Consider the following 19,062-nt stretch of genomic DNA (forward strand, 5'->3'; position numbering starts at 1 on the left):
CAAAACACATACACCGCCGTTAATTAGAGTATAATGAGAACATCTGCAAGAGACAGGAGTTTATACATGAGTCATTTTAAAAACTATCAAATCAGTCACGACATTTTACGAGCATTGGAAGGACTGGGGTATACAGAACCGACCGAGGTGCAGCGAAACGTGATTCCGGCAGCCCTTGAACGAAAAGATCTTGTCGTCAAATCACAGACGGGAAGCGGGAAAACGGCTGCGTTTGGCATTCCTCTCTGTGAGCTGGCGGATTGGGACGAAAACAAACCGCAGGCACTGGTGCTGACGCCGACCCGTGAGCTTGCCGTGCAAGTAAAAGAGGATATCACGAACATCGGAAGATTTAAACGAATCAAAGCGACAGCTGTGTTTGGAAAATCATCTTTTGATAAACAAAAAGCCGAGCTGAAGCAAAAAAGCCATATTGTTGTCGGCACTCCGGGGCGTGTTCTGGATCATATTGAAAAAGGCACGCTGCCGCTGGATCGCCTTTCCTATCTGGTCATTGATGAAGCGGATGAGATGCTGAATATGGGTTTCATCGATCAGGTGGAGGCGATTATCAAGCATCTCCCGGTTAAGCGCACAACGATGCTGTTTTCTGCGACACTGCCAGAGGATATTGAGAAATTAAGCCGTCAATATATGCAAAACCCAGAGCATATCGAAATCAAAGCGGCCGGCCTCACAACAAGGAATATTGAACATGCGGTGATTCAAGTCAGAGAAGAGAATAAGTTTTCTTTGCTGAAGGATGTACTTATCACTGAGAACCCGGACAGCTGCATCATTTTCTGCCGGACGAAAGAGCATGTCAATCAGCTGACTGATGAATTGGATGACTTAGGATATCCATGCGATAAAATTCACGGCGGGATGATTCAGGAAGACCGCTTTGACGTCATGAATGAATTTAAAAGAGGCGAGTACCGTTATTTAGTCGCGACAGACGTCGCCGCGCGGGGGATCGATATCGAAAATATCGCCCTTGTCATCAACTATGATTTGCCTCTTGAGAAAGAAAGCTACGTACACCGTACTGGACGGACAGGCCGAGCCGGAAATCAGGGAAAAGCGATTTCATTTGTGGCGCCGTTTGAAAAGCGGTTCCTGACTGAAATAGAAGACTATATCGGATTCGGGATTCAGAAATTAGAAGCCCCATCCCAAGAGGATGTCGCAAAAAAGAAACCGGATTTTCTCGCTAAACTGAAAGACCGTCCGGCGATCAAAAAAGACAAGAGCGAAGAGCTGAATAAAGACATCATGAAGCTGTACTTTAACGGCGGAAAGAAAAAGAAAATCAGAGCCGTTGATTTTGTCGGAACGATCGCTAAAATCGACGGGGTTTCTGCTGATGACATTGGCATCATTACGATCATGGATAACGCCTCGTACGTGGAAATTTTAAACGGAAAAGGCCCACATGTTCTCAAAGCCATGAAGGATACAACCGTCAAAGGGAAAAAGCTTAAGGTGAATAAAGCGAATAAATGATGAATGACCTGCTCCCAGTTAAAGGGGCAGGTCATTTTTGTGATGGCTGACATCGGCACTGTTCTCTTCCGGCACAAACGCGAGGATCGCAATTCCGATCACAAACAAAATGATCAGGCTGAACACCGCGGTCGAGGATTTCCCGGTCAGCTGGGCGGTAACGGCAATGAGCAGCGGCCCCATAATCGAGGCGAATTTCCCGAAAATATTGTAGAAGCCGAAGAATTCATTTGCATGGTGTTTCGGGACGAGCTTGGCGAAATAGGAGCGGCTTAATGCTTGAATGCCGCCCTGCGAGGTGGCGACAAGCATGGCTAGAATCCAGAAATCAAACGTCGTTTCCAGAAAATACGCATATACGCAGACAATCATATATATGACGATGCCAACGTACAGCATTGTTTTCCCTGTGAAGCGTTCCGCCAGTCTTCCGTATAAAATGGCAAACGGCGCGGCGACGACCTGAGTGACAAACAGGATGATCAGGAGACTTGTGGAGCTGATGCCCAAATCTGACCCGTAAGAGGTCGACATCGTAATAATGGTGCCGACTCCATCGATATAAAAGAAATAAGCGAGCAGAAAGAGGAACAGCGCCCGGTACTGCCGGATCCGTTTCAACGTTTGTCCGAGGCGTTTAAAGCTGTTGGCTATGATGCGGGGTTCTCTTTTGATGTAATAGCGCTGATGAACGTGTTTCAGCATCGGAATGGTAAACAGTCCCCACCAAGCGGCCGTTATAAAAAAGGACAGCTGGCTTGCGCCAGACACAGACATCGGAATCGTTTCTGCTTGTGCGAGCAGGATGACGGCGATGCTGAGGATAAATGGGATCGTGCTGCCGATATAGCCTAAGCCAAAGCCGCGGGCGGAGACGAGATTCATCCGTTCCTCAGGCGTGACGTCAACGAGGAAGGCGTCGTAGAATACATTGGCGCCGGAAAAACCGACAGCCGATATGGTATAGAACAGCAGCAATAGCAGCCAATGTTCACTTGGAATAAATGCAAGCGCCGCGGTACAGGCGACACCGGCTGACACAAAGAAACCGAAGAACTTTTTTTTGCAGCCTTCATAGTCGGCGATGGTTCCTAAAATCGGGCCGAGCATGGCGAGAATAAAGGTAGAAATCGCTATCGTATAACCTAAATAAGCAGTTGATTGAGCAGCGCTGACACCGCCTTCCGCAGCGGCTGATTTATAAAACAACGGAAATACCGCGGTTGTGACGACAATGGAATAAGCAGAGTTTGCCCAGTCATATACAACCCAGCTGTTTTCTTGTTTCGTAAAACGTTTCATCTGCAGAGCCCCTCCCCAGTAACGATACTTCTATTGTACGAGAAACCGCATAGAAAAGGATGGAACCGTGGTCAATTTTTACAAAATGTTTATGTTCTATATAGGTCAAATAATACTTTTGGTTTATTGCTGACACATCATGTATCTGGTACGATTTAACTATATTTTGCCGCATTTTCCAGAAGGGTTTCAGCAGAGAGGAGACAGAGCATGAGGCGAATAGGCTTGTTGATAAGCCTGCTGGTCGCTGTTCTTGCGATGAGCGCATGTGAAAGCGAAAGCGATGTTCAGAACGCTGCCCAACATGATCAAAAGACGATCAAACAAAGCATGATAAAATCACTGGGCAGCAAGAAAAAGCAAGACTTTCAGACCCTATCAAACGATATGCAGCTGGCGGTTGTTTTCAGTTCTATGGTACACGTAAGCGAGACGTTTGATTATGGGATCGGCAACCCTGAATATTTCATTCGCAGCAGCATGACAGAAGAGGAAGCAGACATAGCGAAGAAAAATCTTGAATCCATTAAACTCGAAAACGGGCGGCTCAAAAAACAAAACAGCGAGGCATTCGCAATGCTACAAAAAACCCGCAATCAAGAAAAGAGCCGCAATGAGAATCAGCAGCTTAAAGACAATAGAGACACCTTTTTTGAGATTACCGGCAGCATGATCGCGCTCATCAATCAGGTCACCCCGAAAAACGCTAAACAAACAAGAAAACAGCTGGATCAGCTGAAAAAACAATATACGAAATACAATGCCGAAAGCATCAACTTAATGAATGGCATAGTCAAGAAGCAGGGGGCAGATAAGGAATCCTTTGAACGCCATCTTGAGGCGCTGCTTCAGAAACAGAGCGGGCAGACGGTGCTGAGTGAAGTATATTGACCGGATCGCTGCTCTTTCCCTGAAGATATTGACCTAGTACAAAAAGAATGTACAATCAAGGTGTAGTCTGTTCTTAGCTGATTGGAGGGACATGTCATGAAGATTGCGAAGGTGATCAACAATAACGTAATTAGTGTGGTCAATGAACAAGGGAAAGAATTGGTCATCATGGGCAGAGGGCTCGCATTCCAAAAAAAGTCCGGCGACGAGGTCGATGAAGCACGCATTGAGAAGGTGTTCACTCTCGATAACAAGGATGTATCAGAGAAATTTAAAACCCTTTTGTATGAAATACCGCTCGAGTGTATGGAAGTGTGTGAGGACATTATCAGCTATGCGAAGTTACAGCTTGGCAAAAAGCTGAACGACAGCATCTACGTGTCGCTGACCGATCATATTAACTTTGCCATACAGCGCAATAAAAAGGGCCTTGATATCAAAAATGCTTTGCTGTGGGAAACCAAACGGCTGTACAAAGATGAGTTTGCCATTGGCAAAGAAGCGCTGCACATGGTGAAAAACAAGACAGGTGTTTCCCTTCCGGAGGATGAAGCAGGTTTTATTGCCCTCCATATCGTGAATGCCGAACTCAATGAAGAGATGCCCAATATCATTAACATTACAAAAGTGATGCAAGAGATTTTAAGTATTGTAAAATATCATTTTAATATTGAATTTGATGAAGAATCGCTGCATTATTACCGGTTTGTCACTCACCTGAAGTTTTTCGCGCAGCGTCTTTTTAACGGAACTTATCTTGAAAGCCAGGACGATTTTTTGCTGGAAACGGTGAAAGAAAAATATCATCGCGCGTATGACTGCACGAAGAAAATCAAAGCGTATATGGAACAAGAATATGAACACAAACTCACCAGGGACGAGCTGCTGTACTTAACGATTCATATTGAAAGGGTCGTCAAACAAACATGATGAAAGCGTTGACATTTTTGTTTTCGTGTGTTAATTTTTTCTCACATCAATATATTATGATTTTAGGATTGTTACTGATAAGCAGGCAAAACCTAAATTACGATGAGTGCGGAGGATCTCTGTCTGTGCTGGTGGTAATTTAGGTTTTTATTTTTTTCAGGGGATGGTGATGGTGCAAAATTGAAGAAAAATCGAATGATGAAGTTTTATAGGATTGTTACTGGTCAGCAGGCAAAACCTAAACTACTTGTTCCTATTGTGGCAGGGGTAGTTTAGGTTTTTTATTTTTCAGCGGAAGGGATGAGGGGAAATGGGGATTCAGGCAGCAGCCAGAGACATTTTACAATTGGTCGGCGGGGAAGAAAATGTGCGTTCGCTTGTACATTGTGCGACGCGCTTGCGTTTTACGCTGAACGACCGCTCAAAAGCAGACAAAGAAAAAATAGAAGCTTTAGACGATGTCGTGACTGTTGTGGAAAGCGGCGGGCAGTTTCAGGTGGTCATCGGTAATCATGTTTCCGAAGTGTATCGCGAGATTGGAAAGATATCAAGTGTGCTGCAGGATGACCAAACAGAGCGTTATGCTCAGAAAGGGAATCTGTTCGGCCGGCTGGTTGATATCGTATCGAGCATTTTTACGCCTTTGCTTGGCGTGATGGCGGGAGCGGGAATTTTAAAGGGCCTGCTTATGATCTGTACAAATGCCGGCTGGCTCAAAACTGAGGATACAACTTACGCGATTTTGTATGCCGCCGCGGACAGCCTGTTTTATTTTCTGCCATTGCTGCTTGCCATTACAGCTGCCCGAAAATTCGGCGCAAACGTGTTTGTGTCTGTCACGGTTGCCGGGGCGCTCATCTATCCAACCATTATTGAACTGAAGAATGGCAATGCGGATACCGATTTTTTTGGCATTCCCGTTGTTTTAATGAATTACACATCAACCGTTATACCGATCATCCTGGCGATTTTCGTGATGAGCTGCATGGAGAAGTTTCTAAACAGGCTGATTCATGACAGTGTAAAAACCTTCATCACGCCGCTGATCTGTTTAGTGATGGTCGTGCCGCTCACATTAATCGTGTTCGGGCCGATTGGCGTAAATGCCGGAAATGGCATCGCGGCTGTGATTCTGGCGATCTTTCATTTTAATCCGATGCTGGCCGGTGCCGTAATCGCAGCCCTTTGGCAGATCCTTGTCATCTTCGGCATTCACTGGGGCATCGTGCCGGTTATTTTAAACAATATTGCGGTCAACGGGCAGGATTCTATCAAACCGGCTACAGCAGCTGCTGTGTTTGCCCAAACAGGTGCCGCCATCGGAGTCATGTTAAAAACGAAAAATAAAAAATTGAAGGCGCTTGCGGGCTCCGCCGCTGTCACCGGAATTTTCGGCATTACGGAACCTGCCGTTTATGGGGTGACGCTCCGACTGAAAAAACCTTTTGTATGCGGTGTCATCAGTGCGGCTGTTGGCGGGGCGATTATCGGGCAGGCTCACAGTGTGGCCATCGCTTCAGGTGCGCCGGGTCTATTGACCATCCCGATTTTCTACGGACAGGGGTTTGCAGGCTTTATCTTGGGAATCTCGGTATCTTTTATTCTCTCAATTATCCTAACGTACATTGTCGGATTTGAAGATCCCGCGGAAAAAGCAGATGCCAAAACGGAACCGCCAGCACCTGCCACACATCATGAGCAGATCAGCAGTCCATTAGAAGGAAGCGTGATTCCGTTAGCGGAAGTGAAGGATAAGGTGTTCGCATCGGAGACGCTTGGAAAGGGAATTGCGATTTTGCCGGAGAAAGGCCGGCTGGTGGCTCCGGCAGATGGCGTGATAACGACTGTTTTCCCAACTGGCCATGCATTCGGCATGATCACCCATCAGGAAACAGAAATCCTGATTCACCTCGGATTTGATACGGTGAAGCTGGAAGGAAAACACTTTTATCCTAAAGTGGTGCAGGGGCAAGCCGTCAAACAAGGCGATCTGCTGGCTGAATTTGATTTAGAGGAGTTAATAAAAGCAGGGTTTGATATGAATACGCCGATCATCATCACAAATACAGATCAATATACCGACGTGATTCAAACTGATCAAAAGCAAGTCAAAACAGAAGAAAGAATTCTTTCTTTAATCTAAAACATTGGAGGAACAAACGATGAACTATAACAAACTTGCGGCATTTCCGGAGAACTTTTTGTGGGGAGCATCAACTTCTGCTTATCAGGTTGAAGGCGCGTGGAACGAAGATGGAAAGGGGCCTTCAGTGATTGACGCCCGCGACAGCTATCCTGAGGGAACGACTGATTTTAAGGTAGCCAGCGACCATTATCACCGTTATAAAGAAGACGTTGCGCTGTTTGCTGAAATGGGCTTTAAAGCATACCGTTTTTCTATCGCCTGGACGCGCATTATTCCTGATGGCGACGGAGACATCAATCCAAAGGGGATTGAATTTTACAGCAATCTGATTGATGAGCTGCTCAAATATAAGATTGAACCGATCGTCACGATGTATCACTTTGATCTGCCGAATGCATTGCAGGAAAAAGGAGGCTGGTCAAAGCGATCTGCAATTGACGCTTTTGAACGGTATTCGAAGGTGCTGTTTGAACACTTCGGTGACCGTGTCAAGTACTGGCTGACGATCAATGAACAAAACATGATGATCCTGCATGGAAGTGCGCTGGGCACACTTGATCCGAATCTGAAAAACCCGAAAAAAGAACTGTATCAGCAAAATCACCACATGCTGGTGGCACAGGCGAAGGCTATGAATCTATGCCATGAGATGCTGCCGGAAGCCAAGATCGGCCCAGCTCCAAACATTGCGCTGATTTACCCGGCATCTTCAAAACCGGAAGATGTTGTCGCAGCCTTCAACTACAATGCAATCCGCAACTGGCTCTATTTAGATATGGCGGTTCACGGGCGTTATAACACGACAGCTTGGGCATATATGAAAGAAAAAGGCTATACGCCAGTCATTGAAGATGGTGATATGGAGATTCTGCGATCTGCGAAGCCTGATTTTATCGCATTTAACTACTACACGTCTCAAACGGCGGAAGCAAGCAAAGGCGACGGCTCGGACGAGGCAGCGCGAGGAGGAGACCAGCATTTGAAAACGGGAGAAGACGGCGTCTACCGCGGCAGCGCCAACCCGAACCTGAAGAAAAACGATTTCGGCTGGGAAATTGATCCGGTTGGCTTCCGTTCCACACTTCGTGAAATCTATGACCGCTACCAGCTGCCATTGATCATCACAGAAAACGGGTTAGGCGCTTTCGATCAACTCGAAGAAAACGATACGGTTAATGACGATTACCGGATTGATTATGTAAAGCAGCACATTGAACAAATTCAATGGGCGATTACAGACGGCGTTGACGTATTCGGCTACTCACCGTGGTCTGCGATTGACTTAATTTCCACGCACCAGGGCTGTTCTAAACGCTACGGCTTCATCTATGTCAATCGTGATGAATTCGATCTGAAAGACCTGCGCCGTATTCGCAAGAAAAGCTTTTATTGGTATAAAGAGCTGATTGCTTCGAATGGCGCGTCAATGAACCGATAGAAAAAATAAACAATTTATGAAAATAAATATATTTATGTAAATGATCCGAGCTCCTTGCCGATATGTATAGTATAAAATTGGAAAGGGGTTTGTATATGAAGAACAAAAAAATTGTTTCACTGCCTTTTTTGTGTACTGTGTTGCTTGTTGTTTTTAGTTTATGTATGAGTTCAAATGCTGCCTCAGCGCAAAGTGTGTTAAAAGATAAACCAATCATGGAGCAGCAGGAAAAACTGAAAAAACAAAAGGAAACTGAGGATGTTTCATTAAATCAAGCGAAGCAAGTAAGCCTTAAAACGGACAATAAAACAGAAAAGATGAAAGTGAAGAAGCCTTCGAATGAGAATGTTTTTAAAACAAGTTCCATGTACAACTCCGATGACCAGGTTTTCAATACAACCTCTGTCCTTGATGAAAATAATCCTGATGATATGTACTTTTTCAGTACTTCGTCAGATCGAACCCTTATCACAAGAATTCTTTCAGACAACAGCGATTACCATCTGAAATTGTATGTTGTCAATTGGGATACAGGAGAAGCTCAGCCGTCTAATATATCAATGGCAGCAGGGAACTTAGTGCTTTTAAAAGAGCTTCCCGCTGGCGATTATATGATCCGGGTTTACTCTGAAGGAACGACGGGAGATTCATATAACATTCAGTTAAATGCGAAAAACCCTTCAAATTATTCAAGTGTAAAATCGGTAACGTCTAATTTACAAGCCTTTGTTGCTGAGTATGGAGACGGTTCCGTTTATGCTAATGGTACACTGCTGTACAATTCTAATACGAAAACATCTTCATTAGACTGGGAAAGAGAATATTATTTTTCCTATGGAGGCGGGTATAATCAGCGCACCCATTCCATTTCTGATGTGAAGGTTAAAAATATTTCTGACCCTGTCACTTATCGTTCGAGTTATGCAAGTTCAAGCTCAGCCATCATGGTTTACTTAGACACAGGCACGCTTTTTATGCATCATGTATCAGCTTATCAGTCGGGGGTAGGTTATGATGATTCTTTCCTTGATACGTTAGGTAAAAAAACACCTAGAAGGCTTGATGCGGATGATCAGAACTATGGGGACCATATATTGATCGTTGATCTGAAAACCGGCAAAGCGATAGACTTTTTCAGTGTTTTAAATTACTACTATGCTTCAGGTGCTGAAAGCTTGCCTGTCATAAAATTTATCAATTAAATTACCAAAAAAGGATTTCCGGCAGCGGAAATCCTTTTCTCACGTTAAAACGAAATAATCCCAATCAGCAGTGCCGCAATCGTCATCACAATGGTTGTTCCCACGGCCCATTTGATCGTGAATTTTTGATGCTCGCCAAAGCTGACGCCCGCCATTCCGACTAATAAATAAGTGGAAGGAACGAGAGGACTGAGCAAATGCACAGGCTGGCCCAGCAAAGAGGCTCTGCCGATTTCTGCGGCATCTATTCCGTAAGCAGCTGCGGCTTCTGTGATGATCGGCAGAACACCGAAGTAAAAGGCATCATTTGACATAAAAAAGGTAAATGGCATGCTGACGATGGCTGTAATCAAGGGCAGGTGCGGGCCCATGGCGTCAGGGATGAGTGATACGAGAGAATGCGCCATGGCGTCTACCATTTTTGTGCCCGACAAAATGCCTGTGAAAATGCCGGCGGCAAATACCATGGAGACAACGTTTAACGCATTTCCTGCATGCGCTGAGATTCGCTTTTGCTGCTCTTTTACATTTGGATAGTTCACCATCAAGGCGATAGCAAATGCGATCATAAAAAGAACAGGAAGCGGGAGCAGGCTGGTGATCAAAGCGGCCATCAGCACGACAGTCAGCAGCAGATTAAACCACTGGAGAGCGGGGCGTTTGAGCGGCGCTGTATCCGGATCTGACGCGTGCTGGTGTTCAATTGAGATGACGCCGAGCCGTTTCCGTTCTTTTTTTCCTAGAATATAGGCTACGGCAAGCACCCAAAGAATGCCGGCAATCATAGCAGGAATCAGCGGAGTGAAGACTTCTGACGTGTCCAATTTGAGAGAAGCCAAAACCCTTGCAGTCGGCCCTCCCCACGGAATAATATTCATAACTCCCGACCCGAGCATTGCAATTCCCGCCAACACCAGCCGGTTCATGCCGAGCCGTTTGTATAGCGGAAGCATCGCAGCAATGGTAATCATATACGTTGTTGTCCCATCTCCGTCCAGCGAAATGGTCATCGTCAACACCGCTGTGCCGACAGCGATTTTTAATGGATCTCCTTTGACAAGGGATAAGATTTTGGCAATAAGCGGATCGAACAAACCTGAATCAATCATGATGCCGAAATACAGGATCGCAAATAATAGCATGATGCCTGTCGGAGCGAGGCCTGTTACACCCTGAAGCATCATATCGCCCAGGTCTTTGCCGAATCCGCTGATCAGGGCAAACACAACAGGAACGACAATCAAGGCAATAAGAGCGGAAAGCCGGTTAGACATAATAAGATACATGAAGACAATGATCATCACAAAACCAAGTATGGCAAGCACGATATGACCTCCCCCATTCAACAGCACAATTTTAGTAAGCGCTTCCACACTTCGAGAAGGCTTATTTCAAATATTTATGACCTCATGTTGACAAGTAGACCTAAAAACCTAGAGAGCAGATGAGCAGTTTATATGCAGATCGCCACGGGTAAATGTGCTGTAGAATGTTTATTTTTGAGATCTGGAATAGGAAAAGGGGGAGCAGACATGAGTGATGATCAAAACAAACGAGTCAATGAACACTCAAAAGACGAGCAGCTCGAACAGTACAGGGTCGATAACAGCGGAAAGAAAATGACGACAAACCAAGGTGTACGGGTGTCTGAGGACGAACATTCGTTAAAAGCCGGAGTTCGCGGCCCGACATTGATGGAGGATTTTCACTTTCGGGAGAAGATGACCCATTTTGACCATGAGAGAATCCCTGAACGGATCGTGCATGCGCGCGGGTATGGCGTGCATGGCTTTTTTCAGGTTTACGAGCCGATGACAGAATTCACCCGGGCGAAATTTCTTCAGGACCCTTCGGTGAAGACACCGGTATTTGTCCGGTTTTCAACAGTTGCGGGCTCCAAAGGCTCCGCTGACACGGTGCGTGACGCCAGAGGCTTTGCGACGAAATTCTACACCGAAGAAGGAAACTATGATCTAGTAGGCAATAATATTCCGGTTTTCTTTATTCAGGATGCGATCAAATTCCCGGATTTGGTGCATGCGTTTAAGCCTGAGCCGCACAATGAAATGCCTCAGGCCGCGACAGCTCATGATACGTTTTGGGACTTTGTCGCCAATAATCCAGAGTCGGCTCACATGGTGATGTGGACGATGTCTGACAGAGGCATTCCCCGCAGCTACCGGATGATGGAGGGCTTTGGCGTTCACACGTTCCGTTTTGTGAACGAACAAGGAAAGGCGCGTTTCGTGAAATTCCATTGGAAGCCGGTGCTCGGCGTGCATTCTCTCGTATGGGATGAAGCGCAGAAAATTGCCGGAAAAGACCCTGATTTCCACCGCCGCGACCTGTGGGAAACGATTGAAAACGGCGACGTTGTTGAATATGAGCTAGGCGTGCAGATGATAGATGAAGAAGATGAATTCAAATTTGACTTTGATATTCTTGATCCGACGAAGCTTTGGCCGGAAGAGCTTGTGCCGGTGAAGATCATTGGGAAAATGACGCTGAACCGCAATCAGGATAATGTATTTGCTGAAACGGAGCAAGTCGCATTCCACCCGGGAAATGTGGTGCCGGGCATTGACTTCACAAATGATCCGCTGCTGCAGGGACGGCTTTTCTCTTATACGGATACACAGCTGATCCGTCTTGGCGGTCCGAACTTCCACGAGATTCCGATTAACCGCCCGGTATGTCCGTTCCATAACAACCAGTACGACGGTTATCACCGGATGACCATCAACAAGGGGCCGGTCGCTTATCATAAAAACTCTCTGCAGAACAATGACCCGTCTCCTGCGTCAGCCGAAGAAGGCGGTTACGTCCACTATCAGGAGAAAGTAGAGGGCAGAAAAATCCGCCAGCGGAGCGACAGTTTCAATAATTACTACTCACAGGCAAAACTGTTCTGGAACAGCATGTCACCGGTTGAGAAAAAGCACATCATTTCTGCCTTTTGCTTCGAGGTCGGGAAGGTCAAAAGCAAAGATGTGCAGCGGCAGGTCGTAGATGTCTTCAGCAACGTAGATACTGTCCTGGCAGAAGAAATCGCCAAAGGAGTAGGTGTGGCGCCGCCGGCGAAACGCAAAGCATCAAAAGAAATCCTTACCTCACCTGCATTAAGCCAAGCCCGTACAGTGAAAGCAGCGTCAACGAGAAAAGTCGCGGTTCTCGCCGGCAATGGTTTTGATGAAAAAGAACTGCAAACAGTCCTGGACGCCTTAAAACAAGAAGGGATCACAGCGGATATCATCAGTCAAACGCTGGGGTATATCACAAGCGGCGCCGGACAGCAGCTTGAGGTCAGCGGCACATTCCTGACGACAGACTCTGTTCTGTATGACGCGGTTTATGCCGCAGGAGGACCTGAATTAAAAGAAGATAAACAAGCGATGGCGTTTATCAGAGAAGCCTACAATCACTATAAGGCGGTCGGCGCGGCAAACGCAGGAGTTGACCTCCTCAAATCAGCTGTCGGCACAACAGAGGGGCCGGGCGTTGTGTCAGCAAAAGACGAAGATGATTACACCGGCTTTAGCAAAGCGTTTATCGAAGCAGTTGCCGCCCACCGCCATTGGGATAGACGAATTTGATTCGCTCCTGTATCTTAGAGGAAGATACTTTTCATAAGGAGCATGACATATGAACGAAAAACAGCTCGCAGAGGCTTACGAGCGCGACGAAAATATGATGATATTAGTGTTTGCCCAATGGTGTGTGAACCATGATCTTGATCCGTTGGAGCTATATGCCAAAGCATATCCGCAGCAAAAGCTGAATGAAAGCTTGAAAAAAACAGTGGAAGAACTGATCGTACCGAAGAACGAGTCAGAACACATACCTGACCAGACCGTCATTGCGGTGTTGGAGATGTTTGGGAATATTGATTTGGCACAAGTGGTTCACGAAGTGATTGCTGAGCGTAAACAGTAAAAAAGAGACAGTATGTTGTCTCTTTTTTATTTGGGAAAAATCGAGCAGATCGACCTAGAAACTTCTTTTCACTTCATCAGTCTATAAAAGTGTGCGTTGCAGAAAAAAGGGAATGATAAACAAAGAAGATCAAAAAGGAGGAGATTGTATGAAATGGAACAAAATGATGAAATATGCGGTAGCTGCTGCTGTTTTGCTTTTTAGTGTATTTGCATATGCGGCCCCATCTTTACAAGCGGTTCAAGCGAAAACGCCGACTGTAAGCAGCCATACGTACAAAAAGATCAAGGAATTAAAGTATCCTCAGGTGCATCACATCGGGAATGCCGCGTTTGAAAAGAACATTAATCAAGAGCTGAAAGCCTACATTGAACAATCGTATCAGGAATATCTGAAAAACAAAATAGCAGGCGAACAGCAGGGGTTCAACGCGGAATATCAAACATCCTTCAGCGTCAAATATAATGCGGCTGGCAAGCTCAGCATACAAACGCTCAATTATATCTATTCAGGCGGCGCCCATGGTTTAACGTCTGTTCAGTCCTTCAACTATGACTTGAACACACAAAAGCGGGTGACACTGAATCAGATTCTGAATACCAAAACAAAAGTCAGCAAAACGAAAGATTACCTATACAGCTATATCAAAAAACATGACACGCTGTTTTTCCCTGATGTAAAGAAAGAGGATATTACCCTTAACCAAGACACAACGTTTTACTTTACGAAAAACGGAATCGCCATCGTCTTCGGCCAGTATGACTTAGGACCATATGCAGCCGGAATCCGGGATGTGCAGGTGCCTTCCTCTATTTATCAATAATCAAAAGAGCCATATCCTTAAAAGGGATATGGCTCAATGTTTCTACCACACAAACAGACCGACAATCGCAGCACTTAGTAAAGATACCGCAATTCCGCTGACGAGCAGCTTCCACACGTTTCTCCCGATCACGGTTGACTTTTCGCCGTCAAGGATCGAGTTATACGTTCCGTAAATCATGCCGACTGTACTAAAGTTGGCAAATGACGTCAGGAATGTCGTTGCTACCGCAACTGTGTGAGGCGGCAGTGTTTTCAGATTGTTTTTCAAGTCAAGCATTGCAACAAACTCGTTCGTCGCCAATTTCATTCCCATCAGCTGCGCAACATACATCGCGTCGTGTACCGGCAGCCCAAGCAGGAATGCGAACGGACTGAAGAGATAAGCAAAAATCGTCTGGATGGTCAGGCCGTGTACGAAAACGCCAAGAATGCCATTGACTGCTGACGTTAACGCCACATATCCAATCACCATTGCCAAAATAACGATCACCATGTTCATGCCGACAAGCATACTGTTAGAAATCGTAGAGAAAAAGTCTTTTTTCTCTTCTTTAGGCGGTGTATAGATGATGTCTTCATCCTCCGGCACATGCACTGGATTCAGCAGGTTTGCGATAATCAGCGCGTTTAAGCAGTTTAAAGGAATGGCTGTAAACACGTATGTCGCCGGCACCATTGACAGGTAAGATCCAATAATGGAGCCGCTGATGCTGCTCATGCTCATTAAGCCGAATGTGAGCAGGCGGTTGTTGTTTAATACTGTGAGCTGCTGGCGAATGACTGCCAGAGCTTCTGTATTTCCCAAGAACATCATTTGAATAGAGAAAAAGCTCTCTAATTTCGGCAAGCGGGAAGCCTTTGAGATCACCCAGCCGATTTTATCAATCAGCCATGGCAAAATGCCGAAATAAGTTAAAATGTCAAAGAATGTGACGATGAAAATAATTGGAAGAAGTGCGCTGAAGAAAAAGTCTACCGTTTCATTTGCCATCACAGAAGGGAAGGCAAAGGCGATCCCGTCACTGGCACAAGCAATCAGCCAGGTGAAGAAATTTCCAATTTGTCCGATGGCCCAGCTGCCAATTTTTGTCCCCAGCATAAACCACGTAATCAAAAGCTCCAGAACAATTAACGTAATGATTGGACGCCACTGGATTTTCTTTTTCTGCGGGGAGCATAGGAACACAACTGCCATAATCACAATGAGACCGACAAGGTTTAATAAAAAGTACATGATAGCAACTCCTATGAGGTTTATTATGGAAATGAAAAAAGCCCTTATCCTTCACAAATTCTGGAAGTGCAGAAAGTGTGAAAAATAAGAGCAAACAGAAAAGAACTTGTCCTTTTCAACTCGTTCAAATTTATTCAAACTTTCTTGTAGTCTAGTTTTTTACGGTTACTAGGTAGAAACAATCAGACCATATTACTGATCATATACAAGAATGTCTTTTTTCTAAGATGATAGCAGTATTTTATCCTTTCACTTTTTGAAAATCAACCTTTTTAACTATTTTCAAAATAATAAATTTATATTTCGAAGTCGAGAAAATAAAGGAAAATCACATTGGATTGCTATGCTGAAATTGTGATCAGGAATGAAGCATTTCATCATCACAGGCACGTCAAGAGGAATTGGTGAAGAAATGAATACATGCTGACCATCGGCTGTACTGTATGTCAAGACAGCCTAATCAAAGGCTGATCGAACAACATGAAGCGGAGGAGATGATACAAATACCTGCAGATCAATTAACCTATGGTGATCACCTCCATTTTATGAAGCGCAACAAGCACATCAAAACGGATAAGCGAATCATGAATATCTCGTCAGCTTCCAACTAAATATCTGCTGCCTTCACAAAGCTGCTGCCGCACGTCAAAAGCGGGGCAGGGTTCATTTTCTAAAAGCATCAGTCTGGAGCAGGCGGATCAGCTGTATCCCGGATTGATTGATACCCGGCTGCAAACTGAAATCCGATCCGTTCGTAAAGAGGATTTTCCTGATGCTGATCAATTCATTCAGTTAGAGAAAGAAGGAAGATTGCAGTCTGCTTATTAATTGACCTTCTGAACAGTGAGGAGTTCGGGCAGCCGCCTCTCGGTGAGAATCTTAGTTCCTATTCCTGGATGATTGTTGTATCATAATAGCGGGGAAACCCTCTATGCAGCAAAAAGGAGTTCTTTTTTATGATTATTCAATTCATTCGTTATAGATAATGACAGGTATAGACGACATTCCAGATCTGGCCAAAAAGTTAGATAGGCCCAGGTTTATTTGTCTATGCCTTTTTCATTTATTTAAAAACGAATGAATGAGGTGTTTTTTGTGTCAAACATAAAGAAGCATGCTGCTTATATGAATCAATTTGTCTCTCAATTTCGATGCCCGATTTGCGATTCTTCAATGAAGGTCACATCTTGGAAAAGTTTGGTTTGTTTCAAGAGCGGGCATACGTTTGATATATCCCGGCATGGGTACGTAAATTTCCTGACAAAGCCGGTCAAAAGCAGCTATCGGGCGGGGCTTTTCGAAGCAAGAAGCCGGCTGATGGCAGAGTATCATTTTTTTGCACCGCTTCATCAGGCAATAGCTGACTTGATCAGTGACCGTAAGTCTGAAAAAGAGACGTTAACCATTTTAGACTGCGGATGCGGTGAGGGGACCCACTTGAAAGCGGTGTGCGATCTGCTTCAAGAAAAGAAAACAGTTCGCGGAATTGGGATTGATATTGCCAAGGATGGCATTTTACGAGCTTCAAAAAATAGTGGCGGAAAGCTGTGGGCCGTAGCCGATGTAGCTAATGCGCCCTTTCAAGACCGGCAATTTGATGTCATTCTATCGATTTTCTCACCTTCAAATTATGCAGAGTTTCACAGACTGCTGAAAAAAGATGGTTTGGTTATAAAGGTAGTTCCTCAAAGAGATTATTTAACAGAACTAAGGCAGGTTTTATACGCAGATTCAGAAAGAAGAACCTATTCCAATACACCTGCAATTGAGCGCTTTACCACACATTTTCAGCTCGATCATCTGATGAGGCTGCGCTATACCAAAACGCTTCATCAGCAAGGCGTAGAATGGCTTCTGAACATGACACCGTTAGCCTGGTCCGCATCGGATGAAAACATCAACCGGTTTAGAAAAATGGAATCGGCTCAGCTGACAGTTGATGTCGATGTATTAATCGGAACGAAATGAGTGAAAGAGGAAAGCTCCCAAAAAGGAGCTTTCCTTTCTTGTTTTCCGCAAAAACGGAATTTTCCACCGGATTGGAATAGTTATCTCGCATTTTCCGTAAATATGGAAGGGGAGAGGCTTGAAATGGTGTTCTGGCAACTGGCACAGAACTTGCATTAGAAATGACGGAAAGGGAGGGGATATTTTGTAAACGCTTTCCTTTTCTCAGACAAGCGGAAAAGAGGGATGTTTGTGGACATTATTATTATTCTTTTGGCTTTGGGTTTGCTGATGTTTGTCGCCTATCGGGGATTTTCAGTCATTTTGTTTGCTCCGATTTGCGCCTTATTTGCTGTGCTGCTGACAGATCCAAGCTTTGTGCTTCCTTTTTTCTCAACCATATTTATGGAAAAGATGGCGGGGTTTATTAAGCTGTACTTTCCGGTATTTCTGCTTGGCGCCATTTTCGGAAAGGTTGTCGAGATGTCCGGCTTGGCGGCTTCCATTGCGAAGACAATTGTCAGACTGGTCGGGGCGAAACGAGCAACACTCGCTATCGTATTGATGGGCGCCATTTTAACGTACAGCGGAGTCAGCCTGTTTGTTGTCGTCTTTGCTGTATACCCCTTTGCGAAAAATATGTTCAAAGAAGCTGACATCCCGAAGCGCCTCATACCGGGGACGATTGCTCTCGGGGCATTTACTTTTACAATGGACGCACTGCCGGGTACACCGCAAATCCAAAATGTAATTCCTACGACGTTTTTCAAAACAGACATTTACGCCGCCCCTTGGCTTGGTATGATCGGTGCGGTGTTTGTGCTGGCGGCGGGTATGTTCTACTTGGAATCGAGGCGCAAAAAAGCAGAGAAAACGGGCGAAGGCTACGCCGGTTTTCAATCGGAGATTTCTGCCGCGCGTGAGCCATCTGATCTTGCCCCGGAACAAAGCCCGCCGGTCTTAGAGCCTGACACAAGTAAGGTCCGGCACGCACTCGCTTTTGTTCCTCTTATTCTCGTTGGTGTGATGAACAAATGTTTCACCACGTTCCTTCCCAAATGGTATCCGAATGAATTTGATTTTTCCGCCATAGGATTGGGAGAGTTCGGGAAACTTGATATCTCCTCCGCGGTTGCCATTTGGTCAGTGGAGCTGGCCCTCCTGATCGGAATCATCGCAACCATTTTGTTTGATTGGAGAAAAGTGTTTGGACAGCTAAAGGAAGGACTGAATGAAGGGATCGGCGGCGCTTTGCTTGCATCGATGAATACAGGCGCCGAGTATGGTTTCGGCGGTGTCATTGCTGCGCTGCCGGGGTTTCATAAGCTGAGCAGCGGCATTTCACATACGTTTACGGATCCGCTTGTAAACGGAGCTGTGACGACAACAACGCTGGCAGGGATCACCGGATCGGCCTCAGGGGGAATGGGAATCGCGTTAAGTGCGATGTCTGATCAATATTTGAAAGCGATTCAGACCTATCACATACCGCCTGAAGTGATGCACCGGGTCATTTCAATGGCGTCAGGAGGCATGGATACGCTTCCGCATAATGGGGCGGTGATCACCCTGCTGGCTGTGACGGGTCTGACCCATCGCCAATCGTATCGGGATATTTTTGCGATTACTCTCATCAAAACCGCCGCCGTATTTGTGATTATCGCGATTTACAGTTTGACGGGCCTTGTATAGGACAAAACGAAAGGGG

The 19,062-nt window shown here is 45.4% G+C and carries 14 protein-coding genes and 1 riboswitch; of the genes, 11 read left to right on the forward strand and 3 right to left on the reverse strand.

Going from position 1 to position 19,062, the window contains the following annotated elements; translation table 11 throughout:
- The first annotated feature begins 66 nt into the window (after positions 1-66).
- Positions 67-1,506, forward strand: a complete 1,440-nt coding sequence (locus CJU60_RS01120; RefSeq protein WP_095712676.1) for a DEAD/DEAH box helicase — start codon at positions 67-69, stop codon at positions 1,504-1,506.
- Positions 1,507-1,524: 18 nt separating this feature from the next.
- Here the strand turns inward: CJU60_RS01120 and CJU60_RS01125 are convergent, their stop codons facing one another.
- Positions 1,525-2,808 (reverse strand): MFS transporter, encoded by a 1,284-nt coding sequence (locus CJU60_RS01125; protein ID WP_095712677.1) that lies wholly within the window; start codon positions 2,806-2,808, stop codon positions 1,525-1,527.
- 210 nt (positions 2,809-3,018) lie between these two features.
- Between CJU60_RS01125 and CJU60_RS01130 the strand changes: the two genes are divergently transcribed.
- The 5 genes from CJU60_RS01130 (at position 3,019) to CJU60_RS01150 (ending at position 9,415) form a co-directional block, all read left to right on the forward strand.
- Positions 3,019-3,699, forward strand: a complete 681-nt coding sequence (locus CJU60_RS01130; RefSeq protein ID WP_095712678.1) for a hypothetical protein — start codon at positions 3,019-3,021, stop codon at positions 3,697-3,699.
- Between the two features lie 96 nt (positions 3,700-3,795).
- Positions 3,796-4,629 (forward strand): BglG family transcription antiterminator LicT, encoded by an 834-nt coding sequence (gene licT, locus CJU60_RS01135; RefSeq protein WP_024123382.1) that lies wholly within the window; start codon positions 3,796-3,798, stop codon positions 4,627-4,629.
- Between the two features lie 310 nt (positions 4,630-4,939).
- A complete protein-coding gene (locus CJU60_RS01140) occupies positions 4,940-6,772 on the forward strand; it encodes a beta-glucoside-specific PTS transporter subunit IIABC (RefSeq protein ID WP_095712679.1) in 1,833 nt (610 codons plus the stop codon).
- A 19-nt stretch (positions 6,773-6,791) separates the two neighbouring features.
- A complete protein-coding gene (locus CJU60_RS01145; protein WP_095712680.1) occupies positions 6,792-8,213 on the forward strand; it encodes a glycoside hydrolase family 1 protein in 1,422 nt (473 codons plus the stop codon).
- Between the two features lie 95 nt (positions 8,214-8,308).
- Entirely contained in the window at positions 8,309-9,415 is a 1,107-nt protein-coding gene (locus CJU60_RS01150) for a hypothetical protein (protein WP_095712681.1), read from the forward strand.
- 44 nt (positions 9,416-9,459) lie between these two features.
- Here CJU60_RS01150 and citH read toward each other — a convergent pair whose 3' ends face one another.
- Entirely contained in the window at positions 9,460-10,740 is a 1,281-nt protein-coding gene (gene citH, locus CJU60_RS01155) for a citrate transporter CitH (protein ID WP_095712682.1), read from the reverse strand.
- Between the two features lie 207 nt (positions 10,741-10,947).
- Here citH and CJU60_RS01160 point away from each other — a divergent pair, with 207 nt between their 5' ends.
- The 3 genes from CJU60_RS01160 (at position 10,948) to CJU60_RS01170 (ending at position 14,171) form a co-directional block, all read left to right on the forward strand.
- Complete coding sequence (locus tag CJU60_RS01160; RefSeq protein WP_095712683.1) at positions 10,948-13,008, forward strand: catalase; 2,061 nt, start codon at positions 10,948-10,950, stop codon at positions 13,006-13,008.
- A gap of 49 nt (positions 13,009-13,057) precedes the next feature.
- Positions 13,058-13,348, forward strand: coding sequence for a hypothetical protein (locus CJU60_RS01165; protein ID WP_095712684.1), 291 nt, complete (start codon positions 13,058-13,060; stop codon positions 13,346-13,348).
- 148 nt (positions 13,349-13,496) lie between these two features.
- Positions 13,497-14,171: a DUF3298 and DUF4163 domain-containing protein gene (locus tag CJU60_RS01170; protein ID WP_095712685.1), complete on the forward strand. Its 675-nt coding sequence runs from the start codon at positions 13,497-13,499 to the stop codon at positions 14,169-14,171.
- A 42-nt stretch (positions 14,172-14,213) separates the two neighbouring features.
- Here CJU60_RS01170 and CJU60_RS01175 read toward each other — a convergent pair whose 3' ends face one another.
- On the reverse strand, positions 14,214-15,407 hold the full coding sequence (locus CJU60_RS01175) for a NupC/NupG family nucleoside CNT transporter (protein WP_095712686.1): 1,194 nt from the start codon (positions 15,405-15,407) through the stop codon (positions 14,214-14,216).
- 127 nt (positions 15,408-15,534) lie between these two features.
- Positions 15,535-15,636, reverse strand: a riboswitch (purine riboswitch).
- A gap of 896 nt (positions 15,637-16,532) precedes the next feature.
- On the opposite strand from CJU60_RS01175, the gene CJU60_RS01180 reads away from it, so the two are divergent.
- Both CJU60_RS01180 and CJU60_RS01185 read left to right on the forward strand, forming a co-directional pair.
- On the forward strand, positions 16,533-17,375 hold the full coding sequence (locus tag CJU60_RS01180) for a methyltransferase domain-containing protein (RefSeq protein WP_038954317.1): 843 nt from the start codon (positions 16,533-16,535) through the stop codon (positions 17,373-17,375).
- 231 nt (positions 17,376-17,606) lie between these two features.
- A complete protein-coding gene (locus CJU60_RS01185) occupies positions 17,607-19,046 on the forward strand; it encodes a GntP family permease (RefSeq protein WP_095712687.1) in 1,440 nt (479 codons plus the stop codon).
- Positions 19,047-19,062: the final 16 nt, after the last annotated feature.

Origin of the sequence: Bacillus sp. 7705b (assembly GCF_002289525.1) — a bacterium.
In the GTDB taxonomy this organism is placed as follows: domain Bacteria; phylum Bacillota; class Bacilli; order Bacillales; family Bacillaceae; genus Bacillus; species Bacillus halotolerans.